Source organism: Nonomuraea sp. CA-141351 (assembly GCF_050944675.1).
Classification (GTDB): Bacteria; Actinomycetota; Actinomycetes; order Streptosporangiales; family Streptosporangiaceae; genus Nonomuraea.
In genome coordinates this window covers 1-26,201 of sequence record NZ_CP191982.1, presented here as the reverse complement: position 1 = coordinate 26,201, position 26,201 = coordinate 1, and the positions used below count along the sequence as shown (strand labels likewise).

Genomic DNA, 26,201 nt, shown 5'->3' with positions numbered 1-26,201 from the left:
ACATCGGATAGTCGAGGATGGGGTTTTCCGCGGTCAGCAGGTCGTAGCCCCGGACGGTGGAGAACAGCTCCTCGCCGTACCGGACGTCTTCCGGCGGGGCGTGGTACGCGTACGCCGTCAGGGTGACCGACTCCGCGATGATCGTCCACGGCGTGAACTCCCCGCGCGGCACCCCGGGCAGGCGCAGGTCGCGCGCCCGCTGGACGGCCAGGCGGTATTCCGCGAGCGCGGCGGCCGTCTCGCCGCGGGCGAGGGCGAGCTCGGCCGCGCACAACGAGACGATCGCCACCCCGCCGAGCACCGCCTCGTTGTCGTTGATCCGGGTGATCTCGGAGAGCTCGGCCTCCGCGGTGTCGAGGTCGCCGTCGGCGAGCGCGGAGATCAGCAGCACCGAGCGGAGCTGGGTCTCGTCGTCGGTGGCGCCGAGCCGGCTCAGCACCGGGATGGCGGTCCGCGCGTGCCCGACCGCCCGCCGGCGGTCGCCGAGCTGCATGACCAGGTGGGCCAGTACGGCGTGCATGATCGCGGCGAACCACGGCCCGTCGTCCTCGCGGAGCATCGTCAGGGTCCGCTCGGCGGCCTCGATCGCCCCGGTCACGTCTCCCGCGTTCTCCAGGACGTGGACGCTCGTCTGCGTCGCCGCGAAGGCCACGTCGTGGTCGGCGCTGCTGCACAACTCCGCCAGCCGGCGGTGCAGGTCACCGTCGGCCGCGTCGCACGCGAGCACCACCGTGGCCATCGCCGCCACGCGGGGATCCGTCGTGTCACTGGTGGGCAGCGTACGGAGGAGGTCGCGCAGCGGATCGCCGCTGCGGTCGGTGATGATCATGATGTTCGCGAGCGTGATCAGCATGGCGGCCCTGGTCACCTCGACGAGGTGCGGCGGCGGCTCCCAGCCGGTGATCACCTGGGCGATCGCGTGCCGGTGAACGAGGATCCGGGAGTGGTCGCCGCGGATCGACCACAGCGCACCGACGCCTGCCAGCAACTGGACCGTCGTGACGGGATCGGGCTCGCCGAGAGCCTGCCGGAGGAGATCGGCGAGGTTGCTCTCCTCGGCGCGCAACGCGTCGGCCGCCGCGAACTGCGCCCGGCTGAACAGCTGGAGGGCGTGTTCGAGGGCGTACGCCGTCGCCCAGGCCCGCTGCGCCGCCCGAGCGGGCGCCTCCTCGCCGGCCTCCTTCAGCCGCATCCGCCCGAATTCCCTGACGGTCTCCAGCATCCTGTAGCGGAGGCCGTACGTCGTCTCGCGGACGCTCAACATCGACTGCTCGGTCAGCGCGTCCACGACGTGCAGGGCGTCCGAGCCGAGTACGTGCTCGGCCGCGGCCAGCGTGAAACCGTCGCCGAACAGCGACAACCACCGCAACGCCTGCCGTTCTGGCTCGTCCAGCAAATTCCACGACCAGTCGATGACCGCGAGCAGCGTCTGGTGCCGGTCGGGGGCCGTACGGTTCCCGCCGCGCAGGAGGGCGAACCGGTCCGCCAGGCGCCGCGCGATCTCCTCCACTGACATCACCCGCACCTTGGCCGCGGCCAGCTCGATCGCGAGCGGCAGCCCGTCGAGGCGGGCGACGACCTCCTCGACCGCTCCTTCGTCGATCCGCACACCCGGGCGGGCGGCCGTGGCGCGCTGGCGGAACAACTCCACCGCGTCGCCCGTGGGCAGCTCGCCGAGCAGGTAGACGCGTTCGGCAGGGATCGACAAGGGGGCGCGCGAGGTGATGAGCACCCGCAGGTCGCGGGTCGTCACGGTCAGGAACGCCACCAGGTCGGCGACGGCCTCGATCACGTGCTCGCAGTTGTCCAGGATCAACAGCGCCGGAGCCTGGTCGAGATGCTGGGCGATCCGGGCGCGAACGTCGGAGCGCTGCTCGGAGGTAAGGGCACGACGCCCGCTGACCGAGTCCCGAACTCCGAGCGCCGAGCCCACCTCGCCCACCACGCCCTCCGGCAAGGAGACGCCGACGAGCTCGACGAAGTGAGCGACGGGCTGCGCGGCGTTCCTGCCGACGACATGAGCCAGTCGCGTCTTGCCCAGCCCGCCAGGGCCGATGATGGAGACCACCCGGTTGGTCTGCAACAGGGCGTGCACCGCACGGATGTCGCCGTCGCGGCCGAGCAGCGAGGAACCGTCGAACAGGATGCCCTCACGCACCGGCCGATCCGCGACGAGGAGTTCGGCGTACACGCGGGCGAGCTCAGGCCCTGGTCCGGTGCCGAGCCGCGCGACCAGGCTCGCGCGATACCGTTCGTAGCGCTCCAGAGCGGCGGCGGCACCTCGTACGGCGGCCTCGCTGCGCAGCAGGCAGGCGAGCAGCTCCTCGTCGTGCGGCCGATCGGCCGCGGCCTCCTCCAGCAGCGGCAGCGCGCCCTCGTGAGCGCCGCTCCGGCCCCGTGCGATCGCCGCCACCCGTCGCGCCTCGGCCACCCACCCTGCTGCGACGCCCCTCAGCTCAGCGAGTGCGCCCGTGGCGCCGTCCAGGCCGCCGGCCACGAGACCCATGGCCTCTTCGGCGCGGCGACGCGCGAGCACCATGTCGTCCTCGCCCAGTGCGGCCCGTGCCTGCTCCACCAGCGCGCCGAGCAGCAGCGCGTCCACCTGACCAGCGGGCAGCCCGAGCCGGTAACCACGCGGTATCCGCACCGCGACGTCGGCGCAGGTCGCCGCCCTGGTCCGCGAGACGACCACCTGCAGCGCCTTCGTCGGATTGGCCGGCGCCTCGTCGGGCCACAACTCCTCGACCAGGCGCTCGTCACTGACCCCCGCACGCCCGTGCATGGCGAGCACGGCCAGCAGGGTGTGCGCGCGATCGCCGACCACGCGCACACCCCGCCAGCGGACGCCGTCGAGCAGGACCAGTGCGGGGGACACACCCACAGCTTACGGACGAGTCATCAGCGAGGAGCGTGACCGCGAGCATCTCGACGAGCGGATCGAGGCCCACGCGCGCCACCCCATGCCCGGCCGCACGATCTCCGGCACAGTTACGGTGTGATTGTGAGTGACCGCTCTTGGCTCGGTAGTTTCACCGCGGCACGTGACGAACGAGCCGGAACGGCGCTGACGGTTGGCGGGTCAGCGGCGTCCCGCTCGGGTCAGTGCGTCCTCGGCCTGGGTGGCCATCGCGGTGACGAGATCCTCCGCCGAGGGCAGGTCGGTGATGAGGTCGACGGCCTCGCCCGCCCAAACCGGCAGCGGGGGGATCGCGCCGCGTGCCACGTCGTCCTGGTAGTCCTGAAGGATCTGGGGATCGGCGGCGAGCTCGGCCTCCCGGCCGCGCCAGCGGTCGAGGTAGGGGTGGCCGAGGGTGCGGGCGGGGTACTTCGACGGCCACCTGGAGCCTCGTGCGATGTCCAGCACGGTGCTCCGCTCGGTGTCCTGGCCCCGCCCCTCGAGGATCGCCTTGGTGATCGAGGGATCGACCAGGGCCTCGGTGGTGGCCTGGAAGCGGGTGCCGATGAGCGCTCCGGCAGCGCCCAGCACGAGAGCCGCCGCCACACCGCGTCCATCGGCGATCCCGCCCGCTGCCAGCACCGGCACCGGAGTTACGAGATCCACCACCGCGGGCACGAACGGCAAGGTGGATCGCCCGCGCGCCGCTCCGTGCCCACCGCTCTCGGTTCCCTGAGCGACGATCACATCGGCGCCCAGGTCCACGGCCCGCTTGGCCTCCTCCAGATCGGTGACCTGGAGGATCAACAGAGCCCCTGCCCGGCGGACATGCTCCGCGTATGGGCTCGGATCGCCGAAGGACAGCATCACGGCACTGGGGCCGTAGCTCAGCGCCAGCTCCACAGCGGCGAGATCGATTCCCCACGTCAGGAATCCGACACCCCACGGCCCATCGGTGCCCGCGACGATCGGCACCTCACGTGCCAGCCACTCCGGGTCCCCGTACGCGCCGCCCAGAATCCCGAACCCACCACCGCGGGAGACGGCTGCGGCCAGCGCGCCACCAGCCGATCCACCCATCGGGGCCAGCGCGATCGGGTGCCGCACGCCGAGCATCTCCGTGAACTCCGTCGACAACGTCATGCCCGCATCATGCCCTCTCGTCCGACAGGCAGGATCACCAACGCGGCAACTGATCTCCGCGGACCGAACCCGCCACGGCCGGCGACCGGTTGCCGACTTCGTCGTAGGTTGAATCTCGCACGTGATGGACAGGAGGCTGAGGTGGCCGAGTCGATGGTGGCCGAGGTGATGGCCGAGCTGGCCGAGCTGGCCGAGCTCGAGGACCCGAAGACACGCGAGGTGAACGAGAAACACGGTGACGATCACGGTGTGAACCTCAGCAAGCTGCGCGCGCTCGCGAAGCGGCTGAAGACGCAGCAGGAACTCGCGTGCCGGCTCTGGGAGACGAATGACACCGCGGCGAGACTGCTGGCGATCCTGATCTGCCGCCCGAAGGCGTTCGAGCGTGACGAGTTGGACGTCATGGTGCGCGAGGCGCGCACACCCAAGGTGCACGACTGGCTCGTGAACTACGTGGTGAAGAAGAACCCGCACTCCGAAGAGCTGCGCCTGGCCTGGTCCGCCGATCCGGATCCAGCGGTCGCGAGTGCCGGCTGGGCGCTGACCACCGAACGTGTGACGAAGAAGCCCGAGGGCCTCGCCCTCGCAGGACTGCTCGACGTCATCGAGGCGGAGATGAAGGGCGCCCCGGATCGCCTGCAGTGGGCGATGAACCACTGTCTGGCTCAGATCGGGATCGAGCACGCCGAGCACCGCGCCCGTGCAATCGACATCGGTGAGCGCCTGGAAGTGCTCAAGGACTACCCGACTTCCCCGGGCTGCACGTCTCCGTTCGCGCCCATCTGGATCACCGAGATGGTGCGCCGACAGCACGATAAGTAGCAGGATCCACAGCCAACAGAGCGAGCCTGCTCAGATGGCCTCCCGCAGGACTTCGGTTCCAGCTCCCGCCACCGGTTCAGCCCGCAGGACTTCCAGGAACCGCCGACTCGCCGCATCAGGCTTGCGGCACGACCTATGTCTCTGCCCAGCATGGATGCAGCCATGGCAGGCCCGGAACCCTCAATCGCGATCTTGGTTGAGCGAGTCGAGGGAGGTCAGCCGCTGGGGCGGGCGACCCCCTTGCAGCCGCAGCTTGAAACGCTCACCCGGTGATCGTTCATGGTCACCGTATTAGAGCCTGTACGAGGTTCGGATCTTCAGACCGGTCGGAGGCTTCGGATCCACAAGACGGCTCCGCGTAAGTGCAGGCCAGCCAGATAGCTGTCGGGCGTCTTATCGAACCGGAAGGCCAGCCCACGCCACTCCTTGATCCGATTGACGCACCGTTCCACCGTGTTGCGCTGCTTGTAGAGCTCGGCATCATGACCGACCGGTCGGCCGCCGCGGGAGCCGCGCTTCTTGCGGTTGGCCGCCTGGTCGGCCTTCTCCGGGATGACCGCCTTGATCCGGCGCCGGCGCAGGTAGACGCGGTTGCCGCGGGAGGAATAGGCCTTGTCGGCGGCCACTGCGCCCGGCCGGGTACGCGGACGGCCGATCGGCAAGCGGATCTTGATGCGCTCCAGCACCGCGCGAAACTGCGGGCTGTCTCCGGCCTGGCCGGGGGTAAGGACGAAGGACAGCGGACGGCATCGCCGGTCGGCCGACAGGTGCACCTTGCTGGTCAATCCGCCCCGCGAGCGACCCAGCTGGGCCGCCTTCAGTCGGAACCGGTGTCGGCGGCGTATCCGCCGTCGGCCGTCCCCGTCTTCGCGGAGGCCGTCGTCGCGGGGGTTTTGCCCCTTTGGCGTAGCCCCTTTTCCCGTTCGGCGGCCTCTTGCAGCGCTGCGGCCAACTCGCTGTCCAGGGCCATTCCGGCGGCGTGGTGGTGGGCGCGGGCCGTCGTGGAGTCCACGCTGACCAGGTCGAGGTCGGCCTGCCCACGGGCGGCGGCCTCGGCAATCATCGCCTGCATCAGCTGCTCGAATACGCCGTTGAGCGCCCAGGAGCGAAACCGGTCGTAGGCGGTGGACCATGGCCCGTACTCGACGGGCAGGTCCCGCCACGGGCTGCCGGTACGAAACCGCCACATCACCGCGTTGAACTGCTGCCGCAGGTCCGGGATCGGACCCCGCTCACCCAGCGGCAAGTGAGGCTCGATCAAGGACCATTCCTCGTCGGTGAGATCTCCACGCGCCATGCCCGATGGCCTACCAGGGTCCACGGCCGTACCGCAGGCGATCCCTCTGATCTCAACTCCGTACAGCCCCTAGGTGAGCCAGCCGTGGTAGTGCAGGCTGGGAGCTCTTCTCTGAACTAAGAAGTTGATCGCAACGCAGGGTTATTCTGAGCGAGCTGCTCCAGCGCATAAAGTCCGGCCAGCCGGACAAGCGCCTCGTCGTGGCCGAGTTGCTCGGGCAGCCTTGCCGTAACGGTCGGTGTCGTGACCGCGTTCGCCGAGCTGGAAGGTGCGCCGGGCGGTCTCGGCGTTGCGGGCGGTGTAGTAGACCGCGAGCAGTGCGGCCAGGCCGGTGGCGACCGCCAGGACGCGGCCGCGGACGGCGTCGACAGCCGCTGCTAGGTCCTTGCCGGTCATGCCGTCGACGTGCCCCAGCCACCAGGACGCGCCGGGGCCGAGCATCCAGCCGATCGCGACGACGAACGCCACGGCGACCACGGTGACAACGATCGAGAGAGGCTTCATGCAGATGCCGATCAGGGTCGGCCTCCTCCCATGCATACTCATTGATCAAATCAGTGAGGGCTTGCCGATCCTCGTCGGAAAGCTCCCGCAGCAGGACGATCACCTGCTCCAGCAGCTTGATCGTGGCTTCGGGCGCGATGGCAGCCGTACACGTAGGACGTCGCGGTCACGGGCATCGATCTTCCTGGAGTTCCTCAGCTTGCTGGCCGTGGGACGGTGGGCGGCTGGGCGGGCGCCGTCCCACGGCTCATCGCCCCGGCCGGGCGAACCGGGGCGGGGTGTGCTGCGAGGTCCGCAGGTTGGGTGATGAGCCTGCAGCAGGGGTGGCGTGGAGAGGGTTTGGAGCCGCGCGCACGACAGGAGCAGTGCTTGACTTGGGCCAGGAACTGGGCCGTAGGTTCGATGACGTTAGACGGTCTCTGCCGCAACGGGCGAAGGGCTTCGGTTGGAGGTCAACCAGTCGAGCTGCGCGCGGGCGCCCGGCCGCTTCCCCACGACCGGACGCCCGCATCCGGGCAACGCAACTCCCATGTCCGCTTTTGGACACGCCGACCATGTATTTATCGCCAACCTCCGACGTCTCTGGAACGTCCCAACCCTCACCTGCTCAACGTCGAACAGAGAGGCCCCGATGACGCAGCCATACGGGCAAGACCCATACCGGCAGCAGCCGCCCTCACAGCCATACCCACCCCAGCACGGCTACGGCTACGCGCCCGGCCCACCGCCACCCCGGAAGAAGAGCAGCGCGCCGCTCATCCTCATCGTCATCGGCATCGTGGTGCTCGTGCTCTTCGGCGGTTGCGCCGCCATCGTGGCCGCGCTCGGCAGCAGCAGCGGCGGCGGTAGCAGGTCCACGACGGTGGCTGTCGACGACAACCAGAGCGAGCAAGCGCCAACCGAGAAGCCGGCCGAGCAGGCGCCAACTGAGGAACCGGCCGAGGAGCCGGCCAAGAAGGCGGAGCAGGCCCGTATCGGGTCGAAGGTGCGCGACGGGAAGTTCGAGTTCACCGTCACCAAGATGGATAAGCAAGCCCGGGTCGGCGACGAATTCCTTGGCACGGACGCCCAAGGCGTGTTCCTGCTCGTGCACGTCACGGTGGAGAACATCGGCAACGAAGCCCAGGCGTTCACCAGCGCGGCGCAGAAGCTGCACGCAGACGGCAAGGAGTACGAGGCCGACGCGGGCGCCGCCATCTACTTGAAGGACTCCAAGAGCCTCTACGAGAAGATCAATCCGGGTAACAGCGTCCAGGGCGTGGTGCTGTTCGACATCCCCAAGGACCTGAACCCGGAGACGATCGAACTGCACGACTCGATCTTCTCCGGGGGCGTGAGGGTGAGCCTTTCATGATCGAAATGTGGTACGACCGCGATCTTCCAGTCCTTCAAGCAATCGTCAAGCTCAAGGACGGAAGTCCAGACCAGCCGATCTCGCGCAGCAGGGTCATTGAAGCTACGGACTGGATGCGGCGACCGTGAAGCTGGGCGGTGAACACAACAAAGAGCGTCCCATGATCACATCGGTGATCATGGGACGCTTCGTTTTTGATCAATTCGCCAACAGCGTCCTCACGAGGAAGGGGCCGGAGGGCTCACTGCGGGCCGCGGGGAACCTTCAGCAGGCTCAGGCTGACCGCCATTGGTGCTTGCGGGAGGTTGCATCCGTAGTGGCGGTTCTCGATCATCTCGCTGCCGTCGGCGGAGTAGGCCAGGTCGGCGATGTAGGTGCTGTGGCCGCGCAGAACGGTGCCCGTCGGCTGCCGGGTGCAGGCGTCGAGGAAGCGAGCGACGCCGTCGCCGCCGATCGCGACGGCCCGGCCGTCCGGGCTGTAGGCGATCGAGTAGATCGTAGTGCCAACACTCCGGGCTTGCCGATCTTACGGTGGGTGGTGATATCCCACTGCTGGATCAGGCCGCTGTCCACGCCGGAGTTGTCGTTCGACGCGGTGATCGTCCGGCCGTCCGAGCTGAAGGCCATTTCACCGGCCAGAAGATGATCTCTTCATTTAACAATGGTTTGTTGAAGAGGTCGGAACCTGCCGCAGCCTCACTAATTCCTTCGACACGGCGCGAACCGGCTGGCAAGCTGCGCACATGACCTACGGAATCGAGTCCCACTTCACCCGGTGAGCGCCCAGGAAGAGCGCAACGCGCTCACTCCCCCGCCCGCTCTGTACGACCACGCCCTGCATCTGCTGCGCGAGTCCCCCGATGGAGTCCCGCCCCGGCGCGGCTACTCCGTACCCCAGAAGCCCACAACGGGCGAGGATCCGCTCTCTCGGGAAGAGGCGAAGAGTGCCATCCGGGAAGCACTCAGCCCACTCCCGGACGACCCCGCCACCCTGCATCGCCGCTTCGAACGACTCGGCATTCAGGACCGTCACAGGCATCTGATCCAGTCAACTGTCGCTGGGCTGCCACTGCCAGCCGAGCAGTTGGACGTGGCCCGCACCCTGGGACGGAAGCTGATCCGGACCGGTACGACCGCGCCCGCCGTCACCACAGGTCTCGCCCTGCTAGTAGTACTTTGTTAGTTCGGGATCTTGTGTGAGATGATTTTTGTGTGACTCCGGCTGAGCTGGCTGAGGTTCGAGGCCGTCTTGAGGACTTCGCGGGTGAGGTGTTCACTTCCTTCGCGCGTCGGGAACAGCGGTCCAACGGCGGGCTGTACCTGCGTGGGCTGATGCTGGATGGGCGGCGCAAATCGATGGTTCCGATGGCTGAGCGGTTGGGGGTGGATCACCAGCGGCTGCAGCAGTTCATCACCTCCTCGACCTGGGACTATGCGGCGGTGCGCAGGCGTCTGGCACAGCGCGCGGTCAGCGTGGTGGCGCCGCAGGCGTGGGTGCTGGACGACACTGGCCACCTCAAGGACGGCGATGCCTCGCCGGGGGTGGCCCGGCAGTACACCGGCACCGCGGGAAAGGTGACCAACTGCCAGATCGCGGTCAGCGTGCACGCGGTTACCGATACGTGCTCGGCGGCGCTGAACTGGCGGTTGTTCCTACCTGAGCGATGGGACGACGCGCTGGCCGAGGATGCAGCCCAGGCCGCGGCGATCGCCGGGCGGCGGCGGCGCTGCGGCATCCCTGACGATCAGCGGCACCGTCCCAAGTGGCAGCAGGCGCTGGACATGCTCGATGAGCTGGCCGCCTGGGGGCAGGTGCCGCCGCTGGTGGTGGCCGATGCCGGATACGGCGATGTGACCGCGCTCCGGCTCGGCCTGACCGGGCGCGACCTGCCGTACGTGGTCGCCCTCAAGGGCACCACCAGCGCGTATCCCGCCGATGTCGTCCCCGAGACGGTGCCCTACTCCGGTAACGGCCGCCGTCCGGTGGCCAAATACCGCAGCGCGCCCTCCAGCCTGCGCGAGCTGGCCCTGGCCGCCGGACGCAGCAGTCTGCGCCGGGTGAGCTGGCGGCAGGGCACCAAGAAGAGCAAGGGCAACCCGACCGCTACGATGCGCTCACGCTTCCTCGTGCTGCGGGTGCGGCCCGCCAACAGCGGCATCGCCCGAGACAGTGACGGGCATCTGCCCGAATGCTGGCTTCTGGCCGAATGGCCACCTGGTGAGCCCGAGCCCACCGATTACTGGCTGTCCACCCTTCCGCCAGACATCCGGCTGCGGGAACTGGTGCGCCTGGCGAAGATCCGCTGGCGGATCGAGCACGACTACCGCGAGCTCAAGACCGGCCTGGGCCTGACCCACTTCGAGGGCCGCTCCTTCACCGGCTGGCACCGGCACGTCACCCTGGCTTCGGCCGCCCATCTGTTCCTCACCGAACTCCGGCTGTCCATCCCAAAAGCGACTGGGGCGGCCTGACCTTCTACAAGATCTTGCACATGCTCCAGGTGCTGTTAGCCACCTGGGCCGGCCGATGCCCCACCTGTCATCAACGACCACCATGACGAACTAACAAAGTACTACTAGTCCCAATGCCAGAAAGTTAAGGGTTCGGGCTGTGGGTCAAGGGTCTGTGATGAGGATGTCGATGCTGATGGTGGCCTTGTAGCTGGTCCGGTCGACGGTGCCCTTGGCGTTGTATTTGGAGATCGCACGTTTGACGACGCGTGGCCGGGTCCGGATGCGCCGGGCGGGCATGAGGTCGGCTAGAACGTGGCGGCCGATGGTGCCAACGAGGTCGATGACGGTGTCGGCGATGATGCCCGTGGCTTGGATGACGAGGTCGCGGGCGGTGTGCAGGGCGGTCGTGAAGCTGGCCCGGTCAGGGTCGATCTCGGGCTGGGTGCCGGTGGCGTCGGCCATCGCCAGGCGCAGGAGTTGGTAGGTGAGTAGCAGGGCGTAGATCTCCTGGTCGATGCCGTCGGGAGTGCGGGCGCGCAACACTCGACCGCCGAGGATGGTGGATTTGATCTCCAGGAAGGCTGTTTCGATCTCCCACCGCTCGTGGTAGAGCGTGACCAGTTCGGCGGCGGGGTGGGTGCGATGATCGGTCAGGGTGGTGACCAGCCGGTACAGGCTGGTGCGGCGGCCGGTGGCGGTGGCGATGGTGATCTCGCAGTCGATGACGCGGACCGCGACGGTGCCCAGCATCGACCGGTAGGAGCCGTCGGCCAGGCGGCGCAGCACGGGCAGCCGGCGGCTGTTCTTGATACGGACCAGTGTCTGGGCACCGGTTGCCACGATCGCCGCTATCAGGGACTGGTCGGCGAAGCTGCGGTCCAGCAGCACGATCATGCCCGCGTGCAGGCTGCGTAACAGACGCGGTGCATACGTGGTCTCTCCGTGCGCGGTCGTGCCGAACACCGCGTCCAGCAGGGCGCGGGTGCCGCAGGAGACCAGTACCAGCAGCCGGATCTGCGGATAGCCCGAGCCGCCGTTGTTGCAGCGATGCTTGGTGAACCTGCTCAGATTGGCCGCAGTGTCGGGCGCCGCCATGGTGGTGCCGTCGATCGCGCAGATGCGCAGTCCCCGCCACCACACGCCTGTGGTGGCGATCCCCGCGGCCGGGCCACGCAGCAGCTCCCACAGCCACCGCACCGGTTCGACACCCACCCGTCGGCGGGCCTGCACCAGCGCAGCCGCGGTCGGGACGGCGAGCTTCAGTCCGGTCAGCCCGGCTGTCAGCCGCTGCCAGACCTGCCGCCACCCCAACTCGGGGAACAAGCATCCGGCCAGCAGCAGATACACCACCACCCGCGAGGGCAGATCCCGCACCCGCACCTGCGTCCTGCCGGTGCGTGTCAGCGCCTCATCGACCATTTCGAACGGAATGAGCCGGGTCAGTTCACCCAGATGGCCGGGCGCGAACGCGCCTGCGGCCACCACAACATCACGACGCATGACAGACTGGACATCCAACGGAGCTCCCGCCGAACAGTGATCTTGGTCGACACCGTTCTAGCAGGAGCTCCGTTGTCGTCTTCACGAGCTTGACACGGCCGCCACCACGTTAACTAAGCGGCATTGCTGCTAGTCCGCCTCGGCGAGCCGGAGGACGTCCCATATCTCTCCGTTCTCGGCCTGTTCCGGGAGTTCACCGGCCCAGCGGTCAACGCGCTCGACATCCTTGATCGCCAATCCGCTGCCGTCGTGTGGCTCGCGGTCTACGCCCGCCGCGACGAACTACAGTCACTCATCCATGCCCTATGGACAGGCAACCGGCAGACTGTGCGCGCAGAGCTGGTCGCGTTTCCTGCCTCACACCGCTTCGTCAGCAGCGCGGTCGCCCGCCGGATCGCGGAGGCTTCCCAGCTGCCCGACCTGCTCGACCAACACCCCTCCGACACAGACTTGCTCGCCCGCGCGGGCAGGCTCCTCGTCCGGATGGGGTGCTCGCGCGACGACCCGACCGACCTCCTCGCTTACCGCGACGCGCTCAGCGTGTACGACAGCGTCGTCACGCGAGCCGGCCTGCTGCCACCCACCCTCGATAACGCTGCCATGCTGCTATCGCTCGCCCTGGACCTGAGCAGCGGCACCGGCGTGCTGCTGGACTGGCCGCCCGGACGGCGCGCGGCGCTGCTGGACTCACTCGGACGACTGCTGGCTGAGTCCCGATGGGCGGTGGCGGGCGTCGCCGCAAGCGAGGCGGACCAGCGGCTGCGAGCCGGCTGGATCCGCCGCACCGGACGACAGCCGTTCAAGCGCCCAGCCACGCCCGGCAGGCTGCGCATCGAGGTAGTGGCTGGCGACCCTGCGGACCGGGAACCCGTCGAAACCCGCGTCCTCATCGATGGCCGTCCGGTGGTCCCGGCAGTCTTTGGCCGTGGTCCCGCCCACAGCCCCGAGTACCTGCTGGACGACGACCAGCTGCGGGCCGAAGTGGAGCCTCGCGAGGTGCAACTCGCGGAGGCTTACTGCACTGAAGGGTGCTGCGGCGCGCTCTACGTCACCATCCGGCGAGACGCGGACCAGGTGGTGTGGGAGAACTGGCGGCGGCCGCAGACCATGCCGGGCTCCCGCAAACCCGCGCCCGAGCTGCCCGCCTACCGGTTCGACGCCTCCGCCTACGATGCGGAGATCGCCCGGGCGGAGGCTGACCGCTCCTGGTCCTGGCCGGCCCGCACTCTGGCCCGCCTGATCAAGGCGGGGCTGATCGAGCAGCCGGAGCTACTCAGTCGGTGGGATGCAAGCCCAGGCTGGATCAGCAGCGGCTTCGACGACCCGGACACTACCGTGGTGACCTTCTGGTACGTGCCGGGGCTGGCGTCTGGCAGACCGGAACGAGCCGACAGTCCCCTCCAGTTCCGCTGGGTCATCCCAGACGACGGCGCCCCGCCCGAGACACAGGCCGCCGCCGCCTTGCGCCGACTGGCCGAAGAGGACCCGAAGTCCTACGCACGGATATGCGGCGGCAGCCGTGAGCGCGCCGGGGAGCTCGGGTTCCCCTGGCCTGACAGCGCCTAACCAGCCGTCCTCGTCCCACCGATACGCCCTGAGCTGCGCAATCACCTCGGACGACCTTGGCCAGCCACTGGCCAAGGTCGTCCGAGGTGTGGCGTTGCTGCAACTGACGTCTGGACTTACCCTGCGATCGATCACGCAACGTCCGCACTAACCCTGCGACGGAGAGACCTACCTGTGACCAGGCGCGAGAGGGAAACGACATGGCTAACGCGAAAGCTCAGGGCTACTTCCGCATTGCGGAAGAGACGCTCAAGGCCGCCCACGCCCGCGGCGGTTCCCAGAGGATGGAGCTCCTGGCTCTGGTCCAGGCGTACGCAGCTCTCGCTGTCGCCGCTGAAACACTCGACGTGCAGGACTAAATGGCGCAAACCCCGAGGCATGCAGCGGCACTGCAGCGTAGCGTCACGGACGCGACCAGCACGTCCCTCACGCACCACCGCGGCCTTCGTGTGCACGTTGCCGGTCGCCGAAAATGCAGGGTTGCTGCGGACGGCCGTAGACAACGTGTCCGGGCCCCTAACTTGCGAGCCGCAGGTCAGAGCGACGACGCGTGGCAAGGTTCACGCGGATAAGACAGCGCGGGCGGGGTGGTCGAGTGGCGTGGGTGACCGTGCTCGGTCCCACCCAGGCGCAGATCGACTACAGGCTGAGCGAGGGCGCCGGCTGCGATCAGGTGACCTACCGGCTGGCCGCTGGCGACGCCGCCCCGGCCGACGACGTTGAGGTGGAGAAGGGGCGCGGCCTGACGTGGATCGGGGCCGACCTCACAGAGCTGGGACTGGAGGATGAGGGAATCGCGGCGGGCCTGCCGCTGACCGCCGAGCACCACAAGGGAGAACCAGTCAACCCGTAGAAGCGTGAAACAACTTGAACACGACAGTGCGCGGTCACGAGGTTCGGCACGACGGTCAAATGATCAAGAGGCCAGATCCACGATCTTAGGATCTAGCCTCTGAGCTGGTCAAACTCTGTGGGGCTACCAGGACTTGAACCTGGGACCTCTTCCTTATCAGGGAAGCGCTCTAACCGTCTGAGCTATAGCCCCGCGCACACCGAACGTTATCGCATCCCCAGGAAGGAGGCGAACCGGTTGTTCGGACGAGGAAAAGCTTACCGCCTCCAGCGTGCTGCTCGCGCCGTTCCCGTCGCCGGGTCCGGCGCGAGCAACCCCGCCTACTCGGCCTCGCTGAAGGTGACCTCGACGCCTCCGACCAGGTCAGAGGCGATGTTGTAGATGACCGCCCCCAGCGTGGAAAGCGCCGTGATCAGTACGACGTTCACGGCCCCGAGCAATGCCGTGTAACCAAGAATCCGTACAGGCTCGAACCACGAGGCGATGTTGATGGGGATCGAGTTCTGCCCCTGCTCGCCCTGGCCGAGCTGGTTGACCAGGTCGACCAGCGAGTCGAACACGCCCAGGGCCGACAGCACGCCGTACAGGACGGCCACCGCCACGAACAGCACCACGAAGCAGACCAGGGACACCACAAAGCTGAACTTCATGGCCGACCACGGCTCAACGCGGCGCAGGACCAAGTGGGCCTTGCGGGGGAGCCGGGCCCCCGCGGCGCTGGACGACTTCTTCTTGGGCAGCTCGATCGCCGGCGGCGGCGCCTCCGTGGTCAGCGACGGACGGATGCGCATCGTCTCGTTGCCCTCTGGAGGCGGCGCAGGCGCCGGTGACGGCGCAGGCGAAGGCGCGGGTGCGGGCGCGGGAGCCGACGACCGCGCGTCCTCCTTGGCCGGACCCGGCTTGCCCTGCGCCGGCTTCGTGTCCTTGCCGTCGTCGACCGCGCCGAATGTCTCGGATTGATTGGGCTTCTTCGGTTGCTGTCCGTTACCCGAAGCCGCCTTTGTCCTGGCGGGGCCACCTTGGGCGCTCATGGACTACTCTCCTCCCCCGTTTTCCTCAATTTCCACAGAAGTCTCCATCGACTCCGCGTTCCGGGCGAGGGCCACCACGCTGTCGCCTTCAGCGAGATTCATCAATCGCACTCCCATGGTCTGGCGGCCGGACTGCTTGATCTCGCCGGCACTCGTCCGGATCACCCCGCCGGCAGACGTGATCGCGAAGACCTCATCCTCTGGGTTGACCATGACGGCTCCGACCAGCTTGCCACGGGAAGACACGATTTTCGCAGTAAGCACTCCCCTACCGCCACGTCCTTGAACTGGATACTGCTCCACTGGCGTCCGTTTTGCGTACCCGCCCTCTGTGGCAATAAGCACGTCTTGACCGTCGGCCATGCGATTCATGGCGAGAAGTTCGTCACCGTCGAGGAACCTCATGCCGATGACACCGCTGGTCGCCCGGCCCATAGGCCGCAGCGCCTCGTCGGAGGCGGTGAACCTGATCGACTGGGCACCCTTGGAGACCAGCAGCAGGTCGTCGTTCTCGGAGACCAGGCGGGCTCCGATGACCTCGTCGTCGTCCCGCAGGTTGATCGCGATCAGACCGCCGGACCTGGGGGAGTCGTACTCGGACAGGCGGGTCTTCTTGACCAGCCCGCTGCGGGTGGCTAGCACGAGGTAGGGGGCGACGTGGTAGTCGCGTAGGTCGAGAACCTCCATGACTGTTTCGTCGGGCTGCATCGCCAAAAGGTTCGCCAGATGCATGCCGCGCGCGTCGCGCCCGGCGTCGGGCAGCTCGTACGCCTTGACCCGGTACACCCGGCCCTTGTTCGTGAAGAACAGCAGCCAGTGGTGCGTCGTGGTGACGAAGAAGTGGTCGACGATGTCGTCCTGGCGGAGCTGGGCACCCCGCACGCCCTTGCCGCCACGCTTCTGCGCCCGGTAAAGGTCGGTACGGGTGCGCTTGGCGTAGCCGCCCCGCGTGATCGTGACGACGATCTCGTCCTCGGCGATGAGGTCCTCGATCGACATGTCGCCGTCGTAGGCGATGATCTCGGTCTTCCTGTCGTCGCCGTAGCGGCCGACGACCTCGGCGAGCTCCTCGCTGATGATCTCGCGCTGCCTGGCCTCGCTGGCCAGGATCGCGTTGTACTCGGCGATCTGCGTCATCAGGTGGTCGTACTCGTCCTGGATCGCCTGCCGCTCCAGGGCGGCCAGCTTGCGCAGCTGCATGTCGAGGATGGCCTGCGCCTGTACCTCGTCGATCTCCAGCAGCGCCATGAGGCCCTGCTGGGCGTGCGAGGCGGACTCCGAGGACCGGATGAGGGCGATGACGTCGTCGAGCCGCTCCAGGGCCTTCAGCAGCGCGCGCAGGATGTGGGCGCGCTCCTCGGCCTTGCGCAGGAGGTAGCGGGTCCTGCGGACGATGACCTCGATCTGGTGCGCGACGTAGTGCCGGACGAACTGGTCGAGCCGCAGCGTGCGCGGCACCCCGTCCACCAGCGCCAGCATGTTGGCGCCGAACGTGTCCTGGAGCTGGGTGTGCTTGTACAGGTTGTTGAGCACGACCTTGGCGACCGCGTCGCGCTTGAGCACGATCACCAGGCGCTGCCCGACCCGCGAGGAGCTCTCGTCGCGTACGTCGGCGATGCCGGCGAGCTTGCCCTCACGCACCAACTCGGCGATCTTGAGTGCGAGGTTGTCGGGGTTGACCTGGTACGGCAGCTCCGTGACGACGAGCGCCTGCCTGCCCTTGTCCTCCTCGACCTCGACCACGGCGCGCATGGTGATCGAGCCGCGCCCGGTGCGGTAGGCGTCCTCGATGCCCCGCCGGCCGACGATCAGCGCCTTGGTGGGGAAGTCGGGCCCCTTGACCAGCCTGATCGCCGCTTCGAGCAGCTCCTCGTCGCTGGCCTCCGGGTTTTCCAGCGCCCACTTGACCGCCGCCGCGACCTCGCGCAGGTTGTGCGGCGGGATGTTGGTGGCCATGCCGACGGCGATGCCGCCCGAGCCGTTGACCAGCAGCTGCGGGAAGCGCGCCGGCAGGACGTCGGGCTCCTGCGACTTGCCGTCGTAGTTGGGACGGAAGTCGACGGTCTCCTTGTCGATGTCGCGCAGCAACTCCATGGCGATGGGCGCGAGCTTGCACTCGGTGTAGCGCATCGCCGCCGCCGGGTCGTTGCCCGGTGAGCCGAAGTTGCCCTGGCCGTCGACCAGGGGGTAACGCATCGACCAGTCCTGCGCCAGGCGTACCAGCGCGTCGTAGATCGAGGTGTCGCCGTGGGGGTGGTAGGTGCCCATCACGTCACCGACGACGCGGGCGCACTTGAAGTAGCCGCGGTCGGGACGGTAGCCACCGTCGTACATCGCGTAGAGCACCCGCCGGTGCACCGGTTTGAGACCGTCGCGGACGTCCGGCAGCGCCCTGGACACGATGACCGACATCGCGTAGTCCATATAGCTGCGCTGCATCTCGGACTGGATGTCCACCGGCTCGATGCGCTCAGCCGGGGGAGTGGTGTTCACGTCCGTCACAGGTAAATGTCCTTAAACATCGAGGAAGCGCACGTCGCGGGCGTTGCGGATGATGAATTCGCGTCTGGCTTCCACGTCCTCGCCCATGAGCACGCTGAACAGGTCGTCGGCCTGAGCCGCGTCGTCGAGCGTGACCAGGCGCAGCAGCCGGGTCTCGGGGTTCATCGTCGTCTCCCAGAGCTGGCTCGCGTTCATCTCGCCGAGGCCCTTGAAGCGCTGTACGTTGTCCCGCGGCCGGGGGTCGGCCTTGCCGTTGGCGATGCCCTCGGCGATGACCGCGTCGCGCTCGGTATCGGAGTACGCGTACGAGGCGTCCTCACCCTTGCGGTCCCACTTGATCTTGTAGAGCGGCGGGCACGAGAGGTAGACGTGACCGGCCTCGATCAGCGGCCTCATGAACCTGAACAGCAGCGTCAGCAGCAGCGTGTTGATGTGCTGGCCGTCGACGTCGGCGTCGGCCATGAGGATGACCTTGTGGTAGCGCAGCTTGGCGATGTCGAACTCGTCGTGCACGCCGGTGCCCAGGGCGGTGATCAGCGCCTGGACCTCGTTGTTCTTCAGGACCTTGTCGATCCGCGCCTTCTCGACGTTGAGGATCTTGCCGCGGATGGGCAGGATCGCCTGGAAGCGCGAGTCGCGGCCGCCCTTGGCCGAGCCGCCGGCCGAGTCGCCCTCGACGATGAAGAGCTCGCACCTCTCCGGGTCGTTCCACTGGCAGTCGGCCAGCTTGCCCGGAAGGCCGCTGCCCGACTCGAGCAGCGACTTACGCCTGGTCAGGTCGCGGGCCTGGCGGGCGGCGATGCGGGCGCGCGAGGCCTGCAGCGACTTGTTGATGATGTCTTTCGCCTCGCCGGGGTTTCGCTCGAACCAGTCGCGCAGGTGGTCGTTGCAGGCCTTCTGCACGAACGACTTGGCCTCGGTGTTGCCCAGCTTGGTCTTGGTCTGGCCCTCGAACTGGGGGTCGGAGAGCTTGACCGAGATGATCGCGGTCAGCCCCTCGCGGACGTCCTCACCGCTCAGGTTGTCGTCCTTGCCCTCCTTGAGGAACTTCTGCTCGCGGGCGTAGCGGTTGACGATCGACGTCAGCGCCGCGCGGAAGCCCTCCTCATGGGTGCCGCCCTCAGCGGTGTTGATCGTGTTGGCGAAGGTGTAGACCGACTCGGAGTAGGAGTTGTTCCACTGCATGGCGATCTCGACCGCGATGCCCTCGCCCTCCTCCTCGAAGGAGATGATCGACGCGTGCGCCGGCTCCTTCTTGACGTTGAGGTGCTGGACGAAGTCGGCCAGCCCGCCCTCGTAGCAGTAGACGACCGTGTGGGGCTCGCCGTTGACGTGGTCGGGCCGCTCGTCGGCCAACGTGATCGTCAGGCCCTTGTTGAGGAAGGCCATCTCCTGGAAGCGCCGCGAGAGCGTCTCGTAGTTCCAGGTGGTGGTCTCGAAGACCTCGGGGTCGGGCCAGAACGTGATCGTGGTGCCGGTCTCGTCGGTGCCCTCGCCCTTGGCCAGCGGCGCGACGGGCTTGGAGTGCTCGTAGCGCTGGCGCCAGTAGTGGCCGTTCTGCTTGACCTCGACGTCCATGGCGGTGGACAGCGCGTTCACGACGGCCGAGCCGACGCCGTGTAGGCCGCCGGAGACCGCGTAGGACTGGCTGTCGAACTTGCCACCCGCGTGCAGAGTGGTCAGCACGACCTCGACGGCGGAGCGCTTCTCCACCGGGTGGATGCCTGTGGGGATGCCACGGCCGTTGTCGATCACGCGTACGCCGTTGTCGGCCAAGAGCGTGATGTCGATGCGGTCGGCGTAACCGGCCAAGGCCTCGTCCACCGCGTTGTCCACGATCTCGTAGACGAGGTGGTGCAGGCCGCGCTCACCGGTGGAGCCGATATACATACCCGGGCGCTTTCGAACCGCCTCAAGCCCCTCGAGTACGGTGATAGAGCTAGCGTCGTAGGACAACTGCAAAATCCTCCTGCCGCGGACACGCGGCGGGGGAGGCCATCAAAAACAAAGCTGCCCCTGCCGTGCCCGTCACCGTCGTGAGTGCCCCGATGCGCGGTCACCCAGGGGAGTCGGTTTGCTGCCGGGGTGACACGCAAGCGGACGTGTCCGGAATCCGTCTTCAGTCTACCGGGTCCGGAGCCCGAAGGTGGCAAGGAACGCGCCTGTGATGCCCTCTAGCTCGTTTTGCCCCCAGTCCAGCATCCCCCCTCCGGAACGGGGCCTTATCGCGTCTGCGGCTTTCTGATCGCCCCTGGCGCCTAACCGTAGCGGCGCAAGCGGCTATCCGTAGGTGTCTCCTGGGCCCCGGCTTCCGGTCACCCTCAACCCTCCCGACGGTCTTGGCGCGTTTTGCGGCCCTCTGACCTTGACCTTCGTGACTGTGCCGTCGCCGAGCTCCTCGTTCAGCCTGCGTATGAGGGTGCGGGCGAGCAGGCGTACCTGCGTCGCCCACGCCGTCGAATCGGCCGCGATCAGCACCTCGCCGTCCTCGAACGACTCGGGCTTGGTGTGGGCGGCCAGGTCAGGGCCCACGATGTCGATCCAGCGCCCGAACACCCCCCCGACGGCCACCGGCTGCTCCCAGCCGCGGGCGGCCAGCAGGTCGGCTATCGCGCGTCCGAAAAGCTGCGGATCGCCGCCGTCCCTGCGTGGCCCGGCCTTGCGCCTGGGCTCGCGCCGGGGGAGCTGGCCGCGCTTGGCCGCGTCGGCCTTGGCCTGGGCGAGCTTCTCCCTGGCCATCGCGGCCCCCTTGGCCGCGGGATTGTCGTCAACGGACACGGGTCACGCTCCCTTCTGCGACGTCGAACCTGGCACCCACCAGCTCCGGAGGAACGTCGGCCGGGACGGCCGCGGTGATGAGCACCTGCTCGGCGGGGGCGACGATCTCGGCGAGCCGGCGCCTGCGCTGGCTGTCGAGCTCGGCGAACACGTCGTCGAGGATCAGCACGGGGTCCCCGCCGTCGGCCCGCAGCAGGTCGTACGCCGCCAGCCGCAGAGCCAGCGCGAACGACCAGGACTCGCCGTGGCTGGCATAGCCGCGGGCGGGCAGGTCGCCGATGCCGAGTACCAGGTCGTCGCGGTGCGGGCCGACGAGCGTGACGCCTCGCTCCAGCTCTGCGGAGCGGACCTCCAATAGCCGCTCCCGCAGCCGTTCTTCAAGGGTTTTCCCCAAGTCTGTGGATAACGTCTGTGTATCGAAAGATCCCCGCTCACCGGGGACTTCGCCCTCCTGGCCACCCTCATCTGTGTCCCCACCTGTGGACAACGTGCTGCGGTAGGCCAGGGTCGCGGGGGCGCTCCCCGGGGCGAGCGCGGCGTACGAGCCGGCCACCAGCGGGCGCAGCGCCTCGATGAGCTCCAGCCGCGCCCGCAGCAGCTCCGCGCCGTGCCTGGCGAGGTGGGCGTCCCACACCTCCAGCGTGCTCAGCACGTCGCCCGCGCCCGCCGCGGAGAACGCGCTGTCGCTCTCGGCCCGCCGGGCGCTCCTGCTGCCCCTGCGGGCCTGTGCGGCCGTACGCAGCAGCGCGCCGCGCTGCTTGAGCACGCGGTCGTAGTCGGCGCGGACACCGGCGAACCTGGGCGCCCTGGCCACCAGCAGGTCGTCGAGGAAGCGGCGGCGCTCGGCCGGGTCGCCCTTGGACAGCGACAGGTCCTCCGGGGCGAACAGCACCGTGCGCAGCAGGCCGACGACGTCGCGCGCCCTCGAGACGGGGGAGCGGTTGAGCCTGGCGCGATTGGCGCGCCCCGGGTTGATCTCCAGCTCGATCAGCGCCCGCCGGTCGTCCCTGTGGACGGCGGAGCGCACGATCGCGCGCGCGGCGCCCCTGCGCACAAGCGGTGCGTCGCTCGCCACCCGATGGCTGGAATGCGTCGCGACGTAGCCGAGGGCCTCGACCAGGTTGGTCTTGCCCTGGCCGTTGGGCCCCACGAACGCCGTGACGCCCGGCTCCAGGCCGAGCTCCACGGACGCGTACGACCTGAAGTCGGTCAGCGAGAGGTGGGCGACATGCACCCCACGAGGTTAGTGCGCCGCGGGGATCGCTGTGGTCACCGACGCTCGGTCTCGCGCGGCGGCACCACGTCGGCACCCGGGGAATCGGCGCCCTTTCCGGTGCTGCCCTCCGTCGAGGTGATCGCGTGGCCGCCGAACTGGTTACGCAGCGCCGCGACCACCTTCATCGCGGGGGAGTCGTCCTGCCGCGAGGCGAACCGGGCGTACAGCGCGGCGGTGATGACCGGCAGCGGCACCGCGTGGTCCACAGCCGCCTGCACCGTCCACCGGCCCTCTCCCGAGTCCTGCGCATAACCGCGGAGCTGGTCGAGGTGCTCGTCGTCGTCGAGCGCCCGTACCAGCAGGTCGAGCAGCCAGGAGCGGATCACGGTGCCGGTGCGCCAGCTCTTGAAGGAGCCCTTGACGTCCTTGACGATGTCGGAGGCCTCCAGCAGCTCCCAGCCCTCCGCGAACGCCTGCATCATGCCGTATTCGATGCCGTTGTGGACCATCTTCGCGAAGTGGCCGGCGCCGACGTCGCCTGCGTGGACGAAGCCGTCCTCGCCCTCGGGCTTGAGCGTCTCGAAGATCGGCATCAGCCGCTCGACGTTGGCCTTGTCGCCGCCGCACATGAGCGCGTAGCCGTTCTGGAGCCCCCACACGCCACCGCTGACGCCGCAGTCGACGAAGCCGATGCTCTTCTCGGCCAGCTCGGCGGCGTGTTTCTGGTCGTCCACGTAGTGGGAGTTGCCGCCGTCGACGACGATGTCGCCCACGTCGAGGAGCTCGCCGAGATCGTCGACCGTGGACTGGGTGGGTTTGCCCGCGGGGACCATGACCCAGACCGCACGCGGTGCCTGCAGGCGCTCGACCAGCTCTTTCAGGCTGGACACGTCGCTGATCGCCGGATCGCGGTCGTAGCCGATGACGTCGTGACCGCCGCGGCGCAGGCGCTCGGCCATGTTGCCGCCCATCTTGCCCAGTCCGACCATGCCGATCTGCATGTTGCTACCCCCTTGTCAGACTTCCATCATCCCCGATGACAGGATCAGCCTGACAGGCGGATGGGCATGATCAGGTAACGGTAGTCCGTAGCGGCTCCGTCCTCCACAGGCTTGCCACCGGTGAGGATAGCGGGCTTCGTCGATGTGGTCATCTGGAGCCTCGCGATGTCGGAGTCGATGGCCCCCAGCCCCTCCAGCAAGAACTGGTGGTTGAAGGCGATGTTCATCTCTTCGCCCTCGTAGTCGACCGGGAGCGCCTCGACGGCCTGCGCCTCGTCGCCGCTGCCCGCCTCCAGCACGACCTCGCCGCTCTTGAACGCCAGCCGCACCGGGGTGTTGCGCTCGGCGACCAGGGCCACGCGCTTGACCGCCTCGACGAACGGCCCTGTGGACAAGTCCGCGCGGGCGGAGAACTCCGTCGGCAGTAGCGAGCGGTACTTGGGGAACTCGGGATCCAGCAACCGCGTCGTGGTCCGCCGCCCGGCGCTGGAGAAGCCGATCATGCCCTCGCCGGTGCCGCCGGCGGAGCTGAGCGCGATCTCGACCTCAGCGCCGGTCGTGCCGAGTGCCTTGGCCGTGTCGGCGAGGGTCTTGCCGGGGATCATCGCGATGGCGGAGAAGTCGGGCTGACCCGGCTGCCACTTCAGCTCGCGTACGGCGAGGCGGTAGCGGTCGGTCGCGGCCAGGGTCACCGTGTCGCCCTCGATCTCCATCCGCACGCCGGTGAGCATCGGCAGCGTGTCGTCCCTGCCCGCGGCGACGGCGACCTGGGCGACGGCGGAGGCGAACACGTCGCTGCCCACCCGGCCGGCGGCCGGCGGCATGGCCGGGAGGGACGGGTAGTCCTCCACAGGCATGGTGAGGAGTGTGAATCGAGCGCTGCCACAGGTGACGACCGCCTTGGCGCCGTCCACCACGAAGTCCACAGGCTGTGCAGGAAGAGCGCGGGTGATCTCGGCGAGCAGCTTGCCGGAGACCAGCACGACTCCGGGCTCACCGGTGTGGAGCTCGAGCGTCACCTCGGCGGAGACCTCGTAGTCGAAACCCGACAGCTTCAGCTGCTGCTCTTCGGTGACCTCCAGACGCATGCCGGCGAGTACGGGCACCGACGGGCGCGCCGGGAGGCTGCGTGCCGTCCATGCCACCGCCTCAGCGAGGACGTCTCGCTCGATTCGGAACATCACGGTGATCAGCCTCCTGGGTTCGTCGTTGATTCAAGTGTTCACTCTCCCGCACCTGAGATCCGGGAGAACCCTCTATGGGTCTTGAGTTTCCTTGTAAGAGAGATAAGAGGTCATCACACTAGGGGCTGTGGATACTGGGGACAACCAGTGTTCTGGCTGGTCAGTGGCCCTGTTTTCATCCACTGGGGATGTGCGTGACGCCTGGGGAGAACTCGCGCTCCTGGGGATGGAGAGTCTTCACACACAGGCCGTCCCCAGATCTTGGTGCCTTCATCCACTGGTTATCCACGAGGGTTCCACAGGTTGTCCACGGGGTAAAAAGGACACTCCTGGAGTCCCAGATCGCCTGTTCACAGGCCGTCCACACGTTATCCACGAGTAGTCCCCAGGTTCTCCCCAGGGTGTCCCCAACCTTGTCCCCAGGGCCTGTGGGGGATTTTTTCGGGCATTGTGTGTCGAAGAGCCGGTGGGTTTTGGCGTTTTCGCAGATCCACAGTGTTTTCCACAGGCTGTGCATGACGTTCAGGCCCCGCGGGATGTCCGCTTGATACGCAATGTCAGCTCGTTGACCTGGTTGTACATCGACCTGCGCTCGGCGATGAGCGAGCGGATCTTCCGCTCCGCGTGCATGACAGTGGTGTGGTCGCGGCCGAACTGCTGGCCTATTTTGGGCAGCGACAACTCGGTCAGCTCGCGCGCCAGATACATGGCGATCTGCCGGGCGGTGACGAGCGCCCGGCTGCGCGAGGTGCCGCACAGGTCATCGATGCTGATGCCGAAGTATTGAGCGGTCTCGGTCATGATCGCCGCAATGGTGATCTCGGTGTCGGACTCCGTGGTGATCAGGTCCTTGAGCACCACCTCGGCGAGCTGCAGGTCCACGCCCTGCCTGTTGAGGCTGGCGAACGCGGTGACCCTGATCAGGGCGCCCTCGAGCTCGCGGATGTTGGTGGAGATGCGGCTGGCGATGTACTCCAGCACCTCGGGCGGCGCGGCCAGGCCCTCCTGGATGGCCTTCTTCCTGAGGATCGCGATCCGGGTCTCCAGCTCGGGCGGCTGCACGTCCGTGATCAGGCCCCACTCGAACCGGTTACGCAGCCGGTCCTCCAACGTGGTCAGCTGCTTGGGCGCGCGGTCGCTGGAGATGACGATCTGCTTGTTGGCGTTGTGGAGGGTGTTGAAGGTGTGGAAGAACTCCTCCTGCGTCTGCTCCTTGCCCTCCAGGAACTGGATGTCGTCCACAAGCAGGATGTCGATCGCCCGGTAGCGCCCGCGGAAGCCGTCGGCCTTGTGGTCGCGGATGCTGTTGATGAAGTCGTTGGTGAACTCCTCGGAGCTCACGTATCTGACCCGCGCGCCGTCGTACAGGCTCTGTGCATAGTGCCCGATCGCGTGCAGCAGGTGCGTCTTACCCAGCCCCGAGTCGCCGTAAATGAAGAGCGGGTTGTACGCCTTCGCAGGGGATTCGGCCACCGCCACGGCGGCCGCATGAGCGAACCTGTTGCTGGCCCCGATGACGAATGTCTCGAATGTGTACTTCTGGTTGAGCCTGGCCGGTTCGCTGGGCTTGGTGCTCTTCGCTTCCCACCGGTTCGGCGCCGGCTCCGGCTCTTTCTCCACAGGCGGTGTGTACGGCTGCGCCTGTTCAAAAGAGAAGCCCGGCTGTGGATATTCGGTGGATATCTGGGGCTGCTCAGGCTGTGGAGAATAGAACTGCGGCGGCTCGGCGGCCTGCTGGTGCTGCGATTGCGGGGGCTGTGCGTAACGCGGCTGACTCTCCACATTCTGGGGATAACTCTGAGTCACAGGCTGTTGATGAGCATCGCGCGGCGGCTGCTCCGGCGCCGTGGTGTCGATCATCACGGCCAGTCGCATGTTCTGGCCGAGCTCCTGTGACAGCGCGTGTGCCACGAGCGGGCGCAGCTTGCCCTCGATGAGGTCCTTGAGGAAGTCGTTGGGGACGCCGAGCACGATGGTGTCGTTGGCCCGCGCGATCGGGCGGACCATGGCCAGCCACGTGCGCTGCTGGATCGGTACATTCTCGTTGAGGAAGTTGCTCAGGGCCCTCGCCCATACCGTGCCGAGGTCGACACCGTTCAT

Annotated in this window: 19 protein-coding genes, 1 tRNA gene and 2 pseudogenes; 8 read left to right on the top strand and 14 right to left on the bottom strand. The window is 67.7% G+C overall.

Going from position 1 to position 26,201, the window contains the following annotated elements:
* Window positions 1–1,411 precede the first annotated feature (1,411 nt).
* Window positions 1,412–2,782, bottom strand: a pseudogene (locus ACQPWU_RS00110) (ATP-binding protein); the annotation flags it as partial.
* A gap of 297 nt (window positions 2,783–3,079) precedes the next feature.
* On the bottom strand, window positions 3,080–4,039 hold the full coding sequence (locus tag ACQPWU_RS00105) for an NAD(P)H-dependent flavin oxidoreductase (RefSeq protein WP_433436012.1): 960 nt from the start codon (window positions 4,037–4,039) through the stop codon (window positions 3,080–3,082).
* A gap of 153 nt (window positions 4,040–4,192) precedes the next feature.
* Between ACQPWU_RS00105 and ACQPWU_RS00100 the strand changes: the two genes are divergently transcribed.
* Window positions 4,193–4,861: a DNA alkylation repair protein gene (locus tag ACQPWU_RS00100; RefSeq protein WP_433445581.1), complete on the top strand. Its 669-nt coding sequence runs from the start codon at window positions 4,193–4,195 to the stop codon at window positions 4,859–4,861.
* Window positions 4,862–5,178: 317 nt separating this feature from the next.
* Here the strand turns inward: ACQPWU_RS00100 and ACQPWU_RS00095 are convergent.
* Window positions 5,179–6,158: pseudogene (locus ACQPWU_RS00095) on the bottom strand (IS5 family transposase).
* A 141-nt stretch (window positions 6,159–6,299) separates the two neighbouring features.
* Window positions 6,300–6,662: a hypothetical protein gene (locus ACQPWU_RS00090; protein WP_433436010.1), complete on the bottom strand. Its 363-nt coding sequence runs from the start codon at window positions 6,660–6,662 to the stop codon at window positions 6,300–6,302.
* 778 nt (window positions 6,663–7,440) lie between these two features.
* Here ACQPWU_RS00090 and ACQPWU_RS00085 point away from each other — a divergent pair.
* From ACQPWU_RS00085 to ACQPWU_RS00070, 4 genes are all read left to right on the top strand, one after another.
* The gene (locus ACQPWU_RS00085) at window positions 7,441–8,016 is read left to right on the top strand and encodes a DUF4352 domain-containing protein (RefSeq protein ID WP_433436009.1); all 576 of its coding nucleotides are present in this window, start codon (window positions 7,441–7,443) and stop codon (window positions 8,014–8,016) included.
* A 160-nt stretch (window positions 8,017–8,176) separates the two neighbouring features.
* Window positions 8,177–8,662 carry a hypothetical protein gene (locus ACQPWU_RS00080; RefSeq protein ID WP_433436008.1) on the top strand — a complete coding sequence of 162 codons (486 nt, stop codon included), beginning with the start codon at window positions 8,177–8,179 and terminating at the stop codon, window positions 8,660–8,662.
* Window positions 8,663–8,791: 129 nt separating this feature from the next.
* Window positions 8,792–9,199, top strand: coding sequence for a hypothetical protein (locus ACQPWU_RS00075; RefSeq protein ID WP_433436006.1), 408 nt, complete (start codon window positions 8,792–8,794; stop codon window positions 9,197–9,199).
* A gap of 29 nt (window positions 9,200–9,228) precedes the next feature.
* Window positions 9,229–10,488, top strand: a complete 1,260-nt coding sequence (locus ACQPWU_RS00070; RefSeq protein WP_433432965.1) for an IS701 family transposase — start codon at window positions 9,229–9,231, stop codon at window positions 10,486–10,488.
* 144 nt (window positions 10,489–10,632) lie between these two features.
* Here the strand turns inward: ACQPWU_RS00070 and ACQPWU_RS00065 are convergent, their stop codons facing one another.
* A complete protein-coding gene (locus tag ACQPWU_RS00065; RefSeq protein WP_433433055.1) occupies window positions 10,633–11,970 on the bottom strand; it encodes an IS4 family transposase in 1,338 nt (445 codons plus the stop codon).
* A gap of 123 nt (window positions 11,971–12,093) precedes the next feature.
* Between ACQPWU_RS00065 and ACQPWU_RS00060 the strand changes: the two genes are divergently transcribed.
* The 3 genes from ACQPWU_RS00060 to ACQPWU_RS00050 all read left to right on the top strand — a co-directional run bounded on the left by ACQPWU_RS00060 (window position 12,094) and on the right by ACQPWU_RS00050 (window position 14,389).
* Window positions 12,094–13,536 (top strand): hypothetical protein, encoded by a 1,443-nt coding sequence (locus ACQPWU_RS00060; protein WP_433436004.1) that lies wholly within the window; start codon window positions 12,094–12,096, stop codon window positions 13,534–13,536.
* Between the two features lie 200 nt (window positions 13,537–13,736).
* Complete coding sequence (locus ACQPWU_RS00055; RefSeq protein WP_433436002.1) at window positions 13,737–13,895, top strand: hypothetical protein; 159 nt, start codon at window positions 13,737–13,739, stop codon at window positions 13,893–13,895.
* 236 nt (window positions 13,896–14,131) lie between these two features.
* Window positions 14,132–14,389: a hypothetical protein gene (locus ACQPWU_RS00050; protein ID WP_433436001.1), complete on the top strand. Its 258-nt coding sequence runs from the start codon at window positions 14,132–14,134 to the stop codon at window positions 14,387–14,389.
* Between the two features lie 118 nt (window positions 14,390–14,507).
* Here the strand turns inward: ACQPWU_RS00050 and ACQPWU_RS00045 are convergent.
* The 9 genes from ACQPWU_RS00045 to dnaA all read right to left on the bottom strand — a co-directional run bounded on the left by ACQPWU_RS00045 (window position 14,508) and on the right by dnaA (window position 26,201).
* A tRNA-Ile gene (locus ACQPWU_RS00045) sits at window positions 14,508–14,581 on the bottom strand.
* 128 nt (window positions 14,582–14,709) lie between these two features.
* A complete protein-coding gene (locus ACQPWU_RS00040; RefSeq protein ID WP_433436000.1) occupies window positions 14,710–15,420 on the bottom strand; it encodes a DUF3566 domain-containing protein in 711 nt (236 codons plus the stop codon).
* Between the two features lie 3 nt (window positions 15,421–15,423).
* The gene (gene gyrA / locus ACQPWU_RS00035; RefSeq protein WP_433435999.1) at window positions 15,424–17,922 is read right to left on the bottom strand and encodes a DNA gyrase subunit A; all 2,499 of its coding nucleotides are present in this window, start codon (window positions 17,920–17,922) and stop codon (window positions 15,424–15,426) included.
* 12 nt (window positions 17,923–17,934) lie between these two features.
* Complete coding sequence (gyrB, locus tag ACQPWU_RS00030; protein WP_433435998.1) at window positions 17,935–19,878, bottom strand: DNA topoisomerase (ATP-hydrolyzing) subunit B; 1,944 nt, start codon at window positions 19,876–19,878, stop codon at window positions 17,935–17,937.
* A gap of 324 nt (window positions 19,879–20,202) precedes the next feature.
* Window positions 20,203–20,700 (bottom strand): DUF721 domain-containing protein, encoded by a 498-nt coding sequence (locus tag ACQPWU_RS00025; RefSeq protein WP_433435997.1) that lies wholly within the window; start codon window positions 20,698–20,700, stop codon window positions 20,203–20,205.
* Window positions 20,690–21,934, bottom strand: coding sequence for a DNA replication/repair protein RecF (gene recF, locus ACQPWU_RS00020; RefSeq protein ID WP_433435995.1), 1,245 nt, complete (start codon window positions 21,932–21,934; stop codon window positions 20,690–20,692). Before recF ends, ACQPWU_RS00025 begins: the two co-directional genes overlap by 11 nt.
* 35 nt (window positions 21,935–21,969) lie before the next feature.
* On the bottom strand, window positions 21,970–22,917 hold the full coding sequence (gene gnd / locus ACQPWU_RS00015) for a phosphogluconate dehydrogenase (NAD(+)-dependent, decarboxylating) (RefSeq protein WP_433435994.1): 948 nt from the start codon (window positions 22,915–22,917) through the stop codon (window positions 21,970–21,972).
* Window positions 22,918–22,961: 44 nt separating this feature from the next.
* A complete protein-coding gene (gene dnaN / locus ACQPWU_RS00010) occupies window positions 22,962–24,101 on the bottom strand; it encodes a DNA polymerase III subunit beta (protein ID WP_360684514.1) in 1,140 nt (379 codons plus the stop codon).
* A 522-nt stretch (window positions 24,102–24,623) separates the two neighbouring features.
* Window positions 24,624–26,201: a chromosomal replication initiator protein DnaA gene (dnaA, locus tag ACQPWU_RS00005; protein ID WP_433435993.1), complete on the bottom strand. Its 1,578-nt coding sequence runs from the start codon at window positions 26,199–26,201 to the stop codon at window positions 24,624–24,626.